We start from the raw sequence: 13,546 nt of genomic DNA on the forward strand, positions 1-13,546 counted from the left end.
TTATTCTTTTTGTTGTGTAAAACTTCCGTCATCTTCAAAAATGAGCTTACTTTCGGGAAAATCCTCTTCTGTTAGTGATTTGATTTCCTGTAACGCTCCTTTTTTCTCATCCATAAATGGATATACTTCATCTATTTGTTTGGCAGAATGAAGTTTTCCTTTAATAAAATTACCATCGGTATCAATATCGATTTCTGCAATAGGAGCATATCCTTTAATCCCTCTTAAATTAAATCGGGAGTAGGTGCAAAAGTTGCCTAAACTATATGCTATAAATTTGTTTTTATATACTTCAAAAGCTCTTGATACATGTGGGCCATGCCCTATAATGATATCTGCACCAGCATCAATCATAGTATGTGCAAAACGATAAACATCACCACGATCTTCGCCATAAAAACGTTCTGTTTTTCTGGGAACATGAGTGTATTTTAGGCCTTCTGCCCCTCCATGAAAAGAAACAATCACGATATCTACCTTTTGTTTAAGTTCGGTTACGATTTTTTTAGCATTGGTTAAGTTATGAATTTTTATGCAATCCTTGTTAGGGGCAAAAGCACAAAATCCATACGTGATACCATCTTTTTCAAAAATTGTAGATGGTTGAGCAAATACTCCTGCATAAGCAATGTTGTGCTTTTCGAGAGTTTTAGAAGTGTTCTTAATTCCGATTTCACCAAAATCACCAATGTGATTATTAGCAATACTCATTACATCAAACCCGGTTTCTTCAAGGTATTTTCCAAAATATTCTGGTGATCTAAAGGAGTAACATTTTGACGGATCAGAACAACGTTTAGCATTCTCTCCCTCATCAGTAAGCGTACCTTCTAAATTGCCAAAAAGTATGTCTGCCTGTTTAAGTACAGCATTAACATCATCAAAAGGACCTTTACCTTTGGGAGGTAAATAACTATCATTTGGGAAATCGGTTCCCATCATGATATCACCAACGGCCATAATTTTGATATGTTTTGGCTTTGCTAATTTTTGTTGGGTGTTTTGGACGATGACGTACATCGAGTCCAATACTTCTTTTGAATATTTTTGAGCTTGTATTGAAGAACAGAAACCAAAAACGAAGACAATAAAAAGAAGTTTGCGCATTGATGTTTAATCTAGAGTTTCATTAATTAAATTAGAGGCTTTCAGCATTTCACTAAATTCTTCAGAAGTTAAACTTCCGTAGTAAAAATTACGAGGATTGATGCGTTCACCGTCTTTAAAAATTTCATAATGTAGGTGAGGTGCTACCGATCTTCCTGTACTTCCTACATACCCAATAACATCTCCACGATTTACTTTCTGACCTTTCTCTACATTATATTTACTTAAGTGGGCATATAAACTCACATAATTAAAACCGTGATCAATACGAATATGCTTTCCATAACCAGAAGAATTAGCATCTGCCCGGGTTACTACACCATTACCAGAAGCATATACCGGCGTTCCTGTATTAGCCGAAAAATCCATTCCGTAGTGAAACTTTCGCGCTTTGGTAAAAGGATCACTTCTCCATCCGTAACCAGAAGCCATACGTTTTAAATCCGAGTTTTGTATAGGTTGTATAGCAGGAATTGTAGCTAGTAATTCTTCTTTTTTCTCTGCCAACGATGCAATTTCATCAAGAGATTTTGATTGAACCACAATCTGTTTCGTCAATTTATCAATACGTTCACTACTTTCAATAATAATATCAGAATTATCAAATCCTTCCAGATTTTTATACCTGTTTACACCTCCAAACCCAGCATTACGTAATTCTTCAGGAATAGGATTGGCTCCAAAATAAAGACGATAAATATTATCGTCACGTTCTGCGATTTCTTTTAGAATATCTTCATCTCGCTTCAATCTTTGATTCATTAAATCATATTGAAGCTGCATATTCTCTAGTTCTCTTTTATATGCTTTTTCTTTAGGAGTCTCTAATTGTGGGATGTTAAGATAGATAAGAAGAAGGATAAAACCAGCTAAAAAAGAGCTAATCACTCCTAATGCAGCTATACCAAATTTACGACCTTTCTTTTGCTCAATTCTGCGATAAGAAAGCGTCTCACTATCATAGTAATATTTAACCTTTGACATAATCTAAAATATGCTATTTTTGCAGGATATCAACCAATATGTGGTTTATAAAAAACCAAGACATCGCAACAAATATAACAAATTGTTGCAAAGTCCAGAAAAAACTGACAAATATCGATTTAGAATCTTTTTTTTTAAACAACGCAAAATAATGATCGCGATTGTGTTAAGTGTTTTATTTCGAAAAAATAGTAATACATAGAATTCATGAAATCCCAAGAAATACGAAATCAATTTTTAGAGTTTTTTAAATCCAAAAAACATAGCATCGTGCCTTCTGCGCCAATGGTAATTAAGGACGATCCTACTTTAATGTTTACTAATGCCGGGATGAACCAGTTTAAAGAATTCTTTTTAGGTAATGGTATTCCAAAAAGTAATCGAATAACAGATACCCAAAAATGTTTACGTGTAAGTGGTAAGCATAATGACCTGGAAGAAGTGGGTATGGATACCTATCACCATACGATGTTTGAAATGCTTGGGAATTGGAGTTTTGGAGATTACTTTAAAAAAGAAGCAATCCAATGGGCCTGGGAATTATTAACAGAAGTATATGGTATAGATAAAGACATGCTTTATGTTTCTGTTTTTGAAGGCGCAAAAGATGAAGACCTGGGTATGGATCAGGAAGCTTATGATCTTTGGACAGCAATTGTTCCTGAAGATCGTATCATCATGGGAAATAAAAAAGATAATTTCTGGGAAATGGGAGATCAGGGGCCTTGTGGTCCTTGTTCCGAAATTCATGTAGATATTCGTTCTGATGAAGAAAAAGCTAAAATTCCTGGCCGAGACCTGGTAAATATGGATCATCCGCAAGTAGTAGAGATCTGGAACCTGGTTTTTATGCAGTATAATAGAAAAGCAGACGGATCATTAGAGAAGTTACCTGCGCAGCATGTAGATACAGGAATGGGTTTCGAACGTTTATGTATGGTGTTACAAGGAGTGAAATCAAATTATGATACCGATGTTTTTACGCCTTTAATTAGAGAAATTGAAACGATTACCAATTCTACATACGATAAAAATAGTTTACCAACCAATGATGATGGAAAAGTAAGTGTTGCAATTCGAGTTATTGCCGATCATGTAAGAGCTGTCTCATTCTCTATTGCAGATGGTCAACTACCTAGTAATACAGGAGCAGGATATGTGATCCGAAGAATTTTACGTAGAGCTATTCGATATGGATTTACTTTTCTGGATACCAAAGAGCCTTTTATATATAAGCTGGTAGAAACACTTAGCAAACAAATGAGTAAAGCTTTCCCTGAATTGAAAGCTCAGAAAAATTTAATCACTAATGTAATTAAAGAAGAAGAACAATCTTTTTTAAGAACATTAGATCAGGGATTAGTATTGCTGGAAAATGTGATCAAAAATACCAAAGGAAATATAATCTCTGGAGAGAAGGCTTTTGAGTTGTATGATACTTTTGGTTTTCCGATTGATTTAACAGCTTTAATTTTAAGTGAGCAGGGGTATGAATTAGATGAAAAAGCTTTTGAAGTAGAACTCCAGAAACAAAAAGATAGATCAAGAGCAGCATCACAAGTAACTGCCGGAGATTGGAAAATATTACTAGATGATACTACAACAGAAAATTTTATTGGGTATGATCATCTTAAAACAAATGTAAAAGTAACCCGTTATCGTAAAGTAAATAGTAAGAAAGATGGAGAACTGTATCAGTTAGTATTTGATAAGACACCCTTTTATCCCGAAGGAGGAGGACAGGTTGGAGACAAAGGATACCTAGAGGTGCCTAATGGTGATGTGGTATATATTATAGATACCAAGAAAGAAAATAACTTGATTATTCATTTTACCAAAAATTTACCTAAGCATATAGACGAGACTTTGACTGCTGTGGTAGATGAAAAACAGCGTTCTAGATCTGCTTCTAATCATACGGCAACACATTTGATGCATCAGGCATTGCGTACCATTTTGGGGACACATGTAGAACAAAAAGGATCGATGGTTCATAGTGGTAATTTACGTTTTGATTTCTCTCATTTTGCTAAAATGACTACCGAAGAATTGAAAGAAGTTGAGCATTTTGTAAATGCCAGAATCCGGGAGCAGCTTCCGCTGGAGGAACAACGTAATATTTCTTATGATCAGGCAATAGCAGAAGGAGCAATAGCACTGTTTGGAGAAAAATACGGAGATACGGTAAGATCAATACGATTTGGTGAATCTATGGAGCTTTGTGGTGGTACTCATGTAAAAAATACCAGTAGCATATGGCACTTTAAAATTGTATCAGAAAGTGCAATTGCAGCAGGAATTCGAAGGATTGAAGCAATTACCGGGGATGCAGCAAAAGAATTTTTTACAACTCAATCTGAAGCGTATGGAGAAGTAAAAGCAGTGCTTAAAACAAAGGACCCTTTAAAAACTATTATATCACTACAAGAAGAAAATTCGAGCCTGAAAAAACAGATAGAAGCTCTTCTTAAGGATAAGGCGAAAAACCTGAAAGGAGATCTTAAATCAGAATTTGAAGATGTAAATGGGGTTAAATTCCTGGCCAAAAAAGTAGACTTAGATGCAGCCGGAATTAAAGACTTGTCATTCGAATTAGGAGGTGAGCTTGAAAATGTTGTAATGCTATTCGGATCAGATCAGAAAGGGAAGGCTTTATTATCGTGCTATATTTCTAAAAACCTGGTAGAAGAGAAACAGTTAAATGCCGGGCAGATGGTTCGCGAACTTGGTAAGTATATCCAAGGTGGTGGCGGTGGACAACCATTTTTTGCTACAGCCGGAGGAAAGAATCCCGCTGGTATAGAAGAAGCATTAGAGAATGCAAAACAATATTTGAAATAATCTTAAACTATAAAACACTCCCTCTTCTACATAAAGGAAGAGGTTAGAGTAAAGAGACTTATGAACCTACAAACCAAAATAACGCTACAGTCTCAAGAACCAAAAGTTGATTATAATTCAGAACTTTTACTGTTAGGTTCATGTTTTGCAGAAAACATAGGAGAGAAATTCGAATACTTTAAGTTCAGGAATAAGATTAATCCATTCGGGATATTATTTCACCCTAAAGCAATAGAAACATTTTTGTGGATGGCTACTCAGGGAGAACAATATACCGATACCGATTTGTTTTATATCAATGAACAATGGCATTGTTTTGATGCACACTCCTCTTTAAGTAATGCTGATCAAAATGTAGTATTATCTAATTTAAATACTGCATTAACGACTACAAGAAAGAATATTAACTCTGCGACACATATTTTTATCACTTTAGGAACTGCTTGGGTATATCGATTAAAATCTCTGGATATGGTGGTGGCGAATTGTCATAAAATTCCGCAAAGAGAGTTTGAAAAAGAATTATTATCTGTAGATGAGATCAATCAATGCCTTCAGAATTGTATACATCTAATTAGAGGTATTAACCCTTCAGTAGAAATTGTATTTACCGTTTCTCCTGTACGACATAGTAAAGATGGGTTTGTAGAAAACAACAGAAGTAAGTCTCATTTAATCACATCACTACATCAAACTATTAGTAATAGTAAAAATCTAAGTTATTTTCCTTCTTATGAAATCATGATGGACGAACTTAGAGATTATCGGTTTTATAATGTAGATATGATCCACCCTAATGCGTTGGCGATAGATTATATTTGGGAACGTTTTTCTGAAGTTTGGATTTCTGAAAAAACTGGCCAGACTATGCATAGAGTTGAAGAAATCAAAAAAGGAATGATGCATAGACCGTTTAACCCAAAAAGTGAGCAACATGTGTTATTTTTACAGAAGCTAGAATCAAAAAAATATCAACTCTATAAAGAATACCCTCATATGATTTGGGGAGAATAATTATGTATGAGTCCTATGATTAAAATAAAAAGAGGTGACTGTAGTAAATACAGCCACCTCTTTTACTTTTATAGCGTGTCGTTTAATTATTAGGAATAAACAGAGGGGATAAAGTAACGGTTGCATTACCTCGAGCACCTACATGATTAGTATAAGTTTTGTTTTTTTGAATGGTGTACAAAGAATCTACATAATCATCGTTATTAGTGTACCATTCATCAGGCATTGCCTGTAAGATAGCTCCTGCTACCTGCCCAAGCACATTTACCCATGGTTGTCCAGAAACTGTACCAACAATTTGAAAAATACCATCAACAATTATGGTAACTAATTGCTTAAAATTGTAGTTGTCGTCTTTTTCGAATAATTGGATGTTTGCCGCCTGGTATTTATAATCGTCCCAGAAAAGCATAATTTGGTTAGGATAGTATGTAGTGCCTTCATAATCCAGGTAATACATAGGTATGATTTTTACTTCAGCTTCATTACTGGTGTTTTTTATTCCAGAAGTAATAGCATAAACTTCTGCAGCACCACTAATCCAGGGTTCCTCATCGTTTTGTAATCGTATTTTATCTAATTTGGTAGTTTCAAGTCCCGAATTGGCTTTTGAAGTAGGGCTTAAGTCCATTTTAGCAGATTTAAAACGATTATTTTGTAATCCAGCAGTTTGTAACTGGGTATTCATATAATCTACTTCTGCTTTTAAGGTTTCATAACCTTTGGTTTCTATAACAAGTACAGGTACATTGGGTATATCTTTAACGTCTAGAAAAACAACTTCTCCATCGAGTGTATACGCTTCAATTTTTGTCCATGATTTTTCATCACCTTCGGGAGCAAATGATATTAACAGATCAGCGTAGTTTACCGATTTATTATTAGGTTTTTGTAACCATAATTCTGGTATTTCTATGTTATCAGGTATTTCGTTGGATTTAAGCTGGTTGTCTGCTTTGTCTACTACCTTTTTTAAGGATTGATAGGATTCCTGATCTGATAATAAAGCGGCGTTTTCTTTTAATATTTTAGATAACTTGATCCCTGGCGTTCGATCTTTGGCTAATGACTCTACAATATTAGTACTAAACTCTGTGTTAGCCAGTAAATCAATTAGGTCAAATGCGATTTTCTTTTTGTCTATTCTATTCTTATTTTGAACGACATTAGTTTCGTTAACGACTACTTCTTCTGTTTCGCAATTAAAAAATAACAAGGAAACGAGAACTACGTTTAAAAGTAAAAATGATTTTTTCATAATTTTAATATACTTATTAAGTTAGTTTTGTCTTTTTAAAATTAGAAAAATGATATCTTATTGACTTGATTTATAAGGTATTAAATACTCAAAAAAAATGTGGTTAGACCATAAATATTGGCAAGTGTTTTTTTGCTTTTTATATATTTATTATGCATGCATATAAAATCATGTTTCGAATGTAAGTATTTGGTAATTAGGGTTTTAGTATTGTTTGTGTTTTTTTATTTAAGAATTTTAGAAAAACACACACCTATATAGTAGCAAACTAAAAATTCTAGAAGCCATGACTTTTGAAGAAATAATTTAAAAGAGAAATAAGTATTCTATACCGTAAATTCTGAATTGACCACAGTGTCAATACCGCTACTAATCAGATGTTTAATATTAGGTCTTTTGGATTGTATGTTTTTAAGATGTTCTAACACTTGCGAAGCAAATATTGAATCTCTATCATAAACCAATTCATAAATCTCTAATGGAAGTAACCAATCGTTAGGATGGTCTTTCTCCAAAATTTCGAATACGGCCTCCAGTGAAAACGTAGCATTTTTTCCTTCCCTAATATTTTTAACAGATGAGTATAAAGAATGTAGATCTTTTTCTTTTTCAGAATATATTCTTTGTGCAGTAACCGAAGAAGGGTTATGAGTTACTAAATCAAATGAGTTATCATCTGCAGGACCAGAGAAAGCTGAAACGATTTCTTTTCCGACGGCCAAATCAAAAGTACCCCATTCTGGTTTAAAAAGATATTCGTCTTTATATTTAATAGTACACTCGCTAAACTGAATTAAAATCAATTCACCTTTAATGTTTCTTATCCCTGTAATATTGGTTCCGGCAATAGTAATTCCACTTTCGAATTCGAATTCTATATACTCTCCATCATAAAAATTATAAGCCTTCAAATCTCTTGGAGACATGTTTTCTATAGCAAGATTGATACCTTTTAATTTACCAAGAGGAGATCTAAGTCCATTTGGGTGAGCTTCTATGCCATGACCAATAAGTTCTTTTTCTCTAAAAGAAAGTGCTGTTGGGCCGCTAGTTTCAAAATAAATAACTTCGTTATCCTCGTTTTTTATCATTCGGGTAAATACTCCCGAGATTTGTAGACCAGTACTTAGCTCTATAGTGCCTAAATTCTCTGATTCGATTAATTTTGCAAGTCCTCTGTGCCCACCTTTTCTTAAAGCCATAGTATCTGCAAATTCTTCTAATACCTGACATAAATAAGCAAAATCTGGTGTTACAAAGAGTTGAGGTTGTGGTTTGGTGATGTCAAAATCCTGAAAAGCAGCATCAGGAGAGTAGGGTAGTTTCTTTACATTATTAGTCATACACCATTCGCTTTCTCCAATCGAGGAGAGCAATCCTGCACCATAGATTCTAGGCTCATCTACTGTACCAATTAGACCATATTCAACCGTCCACCAATGTAAATTACGTATCAAAGCCATTTCCGAAGGGTTCTCTTTCTGATTTTGTAACTCTTCTATTTTTCTTTCTGCTTCTTCTATCTCTTTTGGATTTGTACCATACGCCTCTTTTAGAATAGATAGTGTACGCACAGCTTCATACATATCATAATCTTTTTTAGAAGAGATTGCTTTGCAACCAATTTTTCCAAAACGTCGTAGATATTCTGCATAATCAGGATTAGCAATGATAGGAGCATGCCCTGCTGCTTCATGAATTATATCGGGAGCAGGGGTGTATTCAATATTTTCTAATTGTCTGATGTCTGATGCAATAACAAGAATATTATAGGCCTGAAATTCCATAAATGCATTAGGAGGGATAAATCCATCGACAGCTACAGCTGCCCAACCAATTTCTTTTAAAATTCGATTCATTCCATACATACTCGGTATCTTGTCGATCGAAATTCCTGTCTTTTTAAGGCCATTTAGGTAAGAATTATGAGCAACTTTGCTAAGGGAAGTAGTATTTTTACGCATAACATACCTCCAAACGGCTTGATTTATCGGCGTATACTCTTCATAATTTTGGGGTTTTATGAATTGTTTCAAATGTGCGGGAAGCCTGTCGATTAGGGGATTGGATGCAATATTTAGAGACATAAATAGAAATTAATTTTTGATCAAGACAATTTAATTGGAAAATTAATAGTTTTATTTTGATATTGAAGTATTCTTAAATAGTTAAATTTGTTTTATCAATTAAAAAAATAAATGGTTGTGAGAATTAAGCTGATAGTATTAGGATTATTATTAGGTACGTTAGGAGTTAATGCCCAAATTTCTAATGAAGGAAGACCTACAAGTTGGAGTATGCAAAACAAAAAAAGCATAGTTCCGATGCTTATGAAAAGTTTTGATTTGGCTAAAATCAAAGCGGAAGATGTCAAGAATGATTCAGATAAATCAAGACCTTGGAGATTTGGTTATGAACTTAAAGTGGACTTGGGTCTTGAAAATTCGGGAGTATGGGACGAATTACCCAATGGAGATAGAATATGGCGTATTAATATTATATCAAAAGGTGCCAAGACATTAAATTTCATTTTTGATACCTATAAAATACCTAGAGGAGCTACCGTATATCTGTATAATAATAATAGATCTGATCTTTTAGGTGCATATACAAATATCTTTAACAGGCCAGATCAAATGTTAGGTACCTGGATGGTAGAAGGAGATAATGTCTGGATAGAATATTTTGAACCTGCTTCTGTTGCTGGTAAAGGTAAATTAAACATTGCTAAAGTAATTCATGGATATCGCTCGATTACAAATACGCAAATTCAGCAAAAAATAAATGAATCAGGAGATTGTAATCAAGATGTCGATTGCCCTGTGGGAGAAGATTTTGATGAATTAAAAGATAGATTAAAGCATGCTGTTGCCTTTGTAATTATGCAAGGTTTTGTTTGTACAGGGACATTGATTAATAATACAAAAAATGATAAAGCACCATATTTCTTGACAGCTAATCATTGTAATGCTGGCAGTGAATCTACTTGGGCATTTCGTTTTAATTGGATTAGTCCTAATCCTTCTTGTGCGACAACTACAGGTAGTACAGATGCAGCAGTAAACCAAACAACCAGTGGAGCTACTAGATTAGCTGCGAACGCAGAATCTGATTTCAAGCTATTGAATTTAGATGGAGGTTTGGATGAATCCTGGGAATTAGAATGGGCCGGTTGGGATCGAAGAGATATAGCAGCAAATTTTGCGATAGGGATTCATCATCCTAGCGGAGATATAATGAAAGTTTGTAGAGAAAATACAGCACTAACACAAATAAAAACTAATATTGGAGGTTTAACCGCTCCTGTTGATTCCTGGCAGGTAACAGATTGGGATCTTGGAGTTACAGAAGGTGGATCTTCTGGTTCTGCTCTTTTTGATCCAAATGGTAGAATAGTAGGACAACTTGCAGGAGGAGGAGCAGCCTGTTCGGGAACAAATGATAATGGTCTTTCAGATTTTTATGGTAGGTTTAATATTTCATGGAGTTTTGGTAACTCAGATTCTAACAGACTCTCTAATTGGTTAGATCCTGATAATACAGGAAGAGAAACATTAAATATGCTTTCTCAAGAAAGCGGAGGAACCCCGCCACCGCCACCGCCACCACCGCCAATTGATCCAGAGCCTGAAGAAGAAAAAGTGCTAGCAGTCTCTTTTAATGCGTCAGAAGCAATTATTAATATCACTAATACAGTAGAGGGTAAATTAGAATATTATCTTTATAATATTTCAGGAATGGTTGTAGGTTCTGGGAAATTGTCTGATGAAAAAGGACAAATTGATATGTCAGATAAATCAACAGGGATGTATTTTATTTATGTTAAAAACACATCCGATGGCACTTCTTTTACTAAAAAAGTAATTGTAAGTAAGCAATTCTAGATATAGAATAACAAAACATAAAGAGTTATTCTTTGGATCTTACCCCAAAGAATAACTCTTTTTTATTACCATCTTTTAAAATTAGAGTATCTTCTTTCTGAACTCTGGTTTTTACTTCAATAAGGGTTTTAAAAAACTCTTTTTCTATTGCTGCATTTTTTTCGCAATACATTTTTGTTGCAATAGGGAAGCTAAAAGAAATAGTTTTGCCTTCCTCAGTATACTTAGACGAAAACGTATTGCAGCCAGAGTGACCATAAGCAGAACTTTGTTTCTCATCAAAAGTGATATGTAGATTTCTCTTAGAAACATCTTTCCCGTTAAGCCGAATAACAGAAAAAGTTGTTTTTTTAGTAACCTGATTTTCGTTTTCCTGACTTTTGACTGCTGTATTATTTTTGTTTGTGCAACTATTTGTATTTGAAAATGCCACAAAAAACAAAATGATTAGTAAAGATTTCATAAGTCTAGATTCTTTTATGGTTAATATAGTATTATTTATAACATAAAATCATCATAATCATTGTTTTTGATCGCAAAAATATGGGTTATATGAGATTAAAATTTATTTTTGAGTGGAAAACAAAATACCTACCATGAAATGAGTATAGTTATGGTTTTTAATACTGGCTTCACTTTATTAATTGAACCTGTTGAAAAATGATTACTATGTGAATTTTATCTGACCAATAAAAATGATAAACCGAAACAAATGAGACCCGAAAGCAGAAAACAAGAAATTATAAATGCAGCAGCTATTCTTTTTAAAGAAAAAGGATATAGTGCAGTAACTATGAGAGATTTGGCAAAAGCTATGGGGATTAAAGCGGCAAGCTTGTATAATCATATTCAGTCAAAACAAGAAATATTATCTACTATCATAATTGGGCTTGCAGAAGAATTTACAGTTGGGATGAATAAAATTGTGAATTCTGATGAAAATACGATCCAAAAACTGGAAAACATTATTGATCTACATATAGATGTGACGTTGCGAAATGCAGATGGTCTGGCTTCGCTTAATAATGATTGGATGCATCTTGAAGAGGATAATTTGCAATATTTTGAGAAAATGCGCCAGGAATATGAAGATAACTTTAGAGATATAGTAAAGAAAGGATTAGAGAAAGGAGAAATTAAACCCTATAATGTAGAAATTATGGTGTTTTCTACACTCTCTACTTTAAGAACATTGTATTTATGGTACCCCGAACAAAAAGAGATTGATTCTGATATCTTAAAACGAGATATGATATCAGTATTGCTAAAAGGGGTAGCATGACCTGTATTTTTGGGAAGGCATAAAATTAACAGATAATTATTTGTGTATCAAACTAACAATTGTTAGTTTTGTTTAGCTATAACTATATAGTTAAATTAAGATATGACTGATTTTTATTCTATTCGCGTTTCTGAATTAACTAAAGAAACTAAGGATTGTACCTCTATTACTTTTGATATACCAGAAGAGCTTAGAAGTACATTTTTGTTTAAGCAAGGCCAGCATCTTACTCTAAAAGCATCTATTAATGATGAAGAAGTAAGACGCTCATATTCTTTGTGTTCAAGTCCTGTTGAAAATAAATGGCAGGTGGCAGTTAAACGAATTGATCAGGGATTGTTCTCTAACTTTGCAAATGATGTGCTTAAAGAAGGAGATGTTCTGGAAGTAATGCCTCCTATGGGAAACTTTTTTGTTGAAGTAGCTCCTTCAAAAGCCAAAAATTATATTGTTTTTGCTGCAGGTAGCGGTATTACACCCATATTATCTATACTAAAAACTCATCTTGCGTCTGAGCCAGGAAGCACTTTCAAGCTCTTTTACTTGAATCGGAATGCGAAATCCATTATCTTTAAAGAAGAGATAGAAGCGCTTAGAAATAAGTATTTTGGAAGAGTAGAGATATTTTACTTTTTAACAAAAGAACATCGGGATATACCATTGCTTAATGGAAGATTTACAGAAGAAAAGATACAAGAACTTACTGATAAAATAATTGATGTATCCAGTGTAGATGAATGCTTTGTCTGTGGCCCCGAAGAAATGATCTTTTTGATTAGGGATGGATTGGTAAATGCAGGACTATCAAAAGATAAAATTCATTATGAACTTTTCTTTTCTGGTGTTTCTGAAGAAGATAAGAAAAAAGCAGCAGAAGTAGTTGAGCATAAATTTGATGGAACTGAGGTTACCATTATAGATGGCGGAAAAGAATTTCACTTTGCCATGGATGATGATCATGATAATATATTAGATGGAGCGTTGGCTTCTGGCGCAGATCTACCTTTTGCCTGTAAAGGTGGAGTGTGCAGTACTTGTAAATGTAAAGTTGTTGAAGGAGCAGTAGAGATGAAGATAAACTACGCATTAGAAGAAGATGAGGTGGCAAAAGGCCTTGTCTTGTCTTGCCAGGCTGTTCCTACTACAGAAAAAGTAGTAGTTGATTTTGATGTATAA

Annotated in this window: 10 protein-coding genes; 5 read left to right on the forward strand and 5 right to left on the reverse strand. The window is 34.0% G+C overall.

Annotation, left to right across the window (positions count from 1 at the left end):
* The gene (locus tag ATO12_RS12805; protein WP_034242452.1) at positions 1 to 1,107 is read right to left on the reverse strand and encodes a CapA family protein; all 1,107 of its coding nucleotides are present in this window, start codon (positions 1,105 to 1,107) and stop codon (positions 1 to 3) included.
* A gap of 6 nt (positions 1,108 to 1,113) precedes the next feature.
* Complete coding sequence (locus ATO12_RS12810) at positions 1,114 to 2,091, reverse strand: M23 family metallopeptidase (protein WP_034242454.1); 978 nt, start codon at positions 2,089 to 2,091, stop codon at positions 1,114 to 1,116.
* Between the two features lie 207 nt (positions 2,092 to 2,298).
* On the opposite strand from ATO12_RS12810, the gene alaS reads away from it, so the two are divergent.
* Together alaS and ATO12_RS12820 are read left to right on the forward strand one after the other, a co-directional pair.
* Positions 2,299 to 4,932: an alanine--tRNA ligase gene (alaS, locus tag ATO12_RS12815; protein ID WP_034242456.1), complete on the forward strand. Its 2,634-nt coding sequence runs from the start codon at positions 2,299 to 2,301 to the stop codon at positions 4,930 to 4,932.
* 60 nt (positions 4,933 to 4,992) lie between these two features.
* Positions 4,993 to 5,946, forward strand: coding sequence for a GSCFA domain-containing protein (locus ATO12_RS12820; protein ID WP_034242458.1), 954 nt, complete (start codon positions 4,993 to 4,995; stop codon positions 5,944 to 5,946).
* 82 nt (positions 5,947 to 6,028) lie between these two features.
* On the opposite strand, the gene ATO12_RS12825 is transcribed toward ATO12_RS12820, so the two are convergent.
* Positions 6,029 to 7,204 (reverse strand): DUF3103 family protein, encoded by a 1,176-nt coding sequence (locus tag ATO12_RS12825; protein WP_117590043.1) that lies wholly within the window; start codon positions 7,202 to 7,204, stop codon positions 6,029 to 6,031.
* A 326-nt stretch (positions 7,205 to 7,530) separates the two neighbouring features.
* The gene (locus ATO12_RS12830) at positions 7,531 to 9,291 is read right to left on the reverse strand and encodes an aromatic amino acid hydroxylase (RefSeq protein ID WP_034242462.1); all 1,761 of its coding nucleotides are present in this window, start codon (positions 9,289 to 9,291) and stop codon (positions 7,531 to 7,533) included.
* 117 nt (positions 9,292 to 9,408) lie between these two features.
* On the opposite strand from ATO12_RS12830, the gene ATO12_RS12835 reads away from it, so the two are divergent.
* Positions 9,409 to 11,088: a T9SS type A sorting domain-containing protein gene (locus ATO12_RS12835; RefSeq protein WP_165583375.1), complete on the forward strand. Its 1,680-nt coding sequence runs from the start codon at positions 9,409 to 9,411 to the stop codon at positions 11,086 to 11,088.
* Between the two features lie 25 nt (positions 11,089 to 11,113).
* Here the strand turns inward: ATO12_RS12835 and ATO12_RS12840 are convergent, their stop codons facing one another.
* Entirely contained in the window at positions 11,114 to 11,551 is a 438-nt protein-coding gene (locus tag ATO12_RS12840) for an META domain-containing protein (RefSeq protein ID WP_034242464.1), read from the reverse strand.
* 249 nt (positions 11,552 to 11,800) lie between these two features.
* Here ATO12_RS12840 and ATO12_RS12845 point away from each other — a divergent pair, with 249 nt between their 5' ends.
* Positions 11,801 to 12,370 (forward strand): TetR/AcrR family transcriptional regulator, encoded by a 570-nt coding sequence (locus tag ATO12_RS12845; RefSeq protein WP_034242466.1) that lies wholly within the window; start codon positions 11,801 to 11,803, stop codon positions 12,368 to 12,370.
* A gap of 102 nt (positions 12,371 to 12,472) precedes the next feature.
* Positions 12,473 to 13,546, forward strand: coding sequence for a 2Fe-2S iron-sulfur cluster-binding protein (locus ATO12_RS12850; protein WP_034242467.1), 1,074 nt, complete (start codon positions 12,473 to 12,475; stop codon positions 13,544 to 13,546).

Source organism: Aquimarina atlantica (genome assembly GCF_000626715.1).
Classification (GTDB): Bacteria; Bacteroidota; Bacteroidia; order Flavobacteriales; family Flavobacteriaceae; genus Aquimarina; species Aquimarina atlantica.

Excerpts from the sequence above, each read along its gene's own strand:
- ATO12_RS12810 (WP_034242454.1), bottom strand. The coding sequence starts at position 2,091 with ATGTCAAAGGTTAAATATTACTATGATAGTGAGACGCTTTCTTATCGC.
- alaS (WP_034242456.1), top strand. The coding sequence starts at position 2,299 with ATGAAATCCCAAGAAATACGAAATCAATTTTTAGAGTTTTTTAAATCC.
- ATO12_RS12805 (WP_034242452.1), bottom strand. The coding sequence starts at position 1,107 with ATGCGCAAACTTCTTTTTATTGTCTTCGTTTTTGGTTTCTGTTCTTCA.
- ATO12_RS12840 (WP_034242464.1), bottom strand. The coding sequence starts at position 11,551 with ATGAAATCTTTACTAATCATTTTGTTTTTTGTGGCATTTTCAAATACA.
- ATO12_RS12830 (WP_034242462.1), bottom strand. The coding sequence starts at position 9,291 with ATGTCTCTAAATATTGCATCCAATCCCCTAATCGACAGGCTTCCCGCA.
- ATO12_RS12825 (WP_117590043.1), bottom strand. The coding sequence starts at position 7,204 with ATGAAAAAATCATTTTTACTTTTAAACGTAGTTCTCGTTTCCTTGTTA.
- ATO12_RS12850 (WP_034242467.1), top strand. The coding sequence starts at position 12,473 with ATGACTGATTTTTATTCTATTCGCGTTTCTGAATTAACTAAAGAAACT.
- ATO12_RS12820 (WP_034242458.1), top strand. The coding sequence starts at position 4,993 with ATGAACCTACAAACCAAAATAACGCTACAGTCTCAAGAACCAAAAGTT.
- ATO12_RS12845 (WP_034242466.1), top strand. The coding sequence starts at position 11,801 with ATGAGACCCGAAAGCAGAAAACAAGAAATTATAAATGCAGCAGCTATT.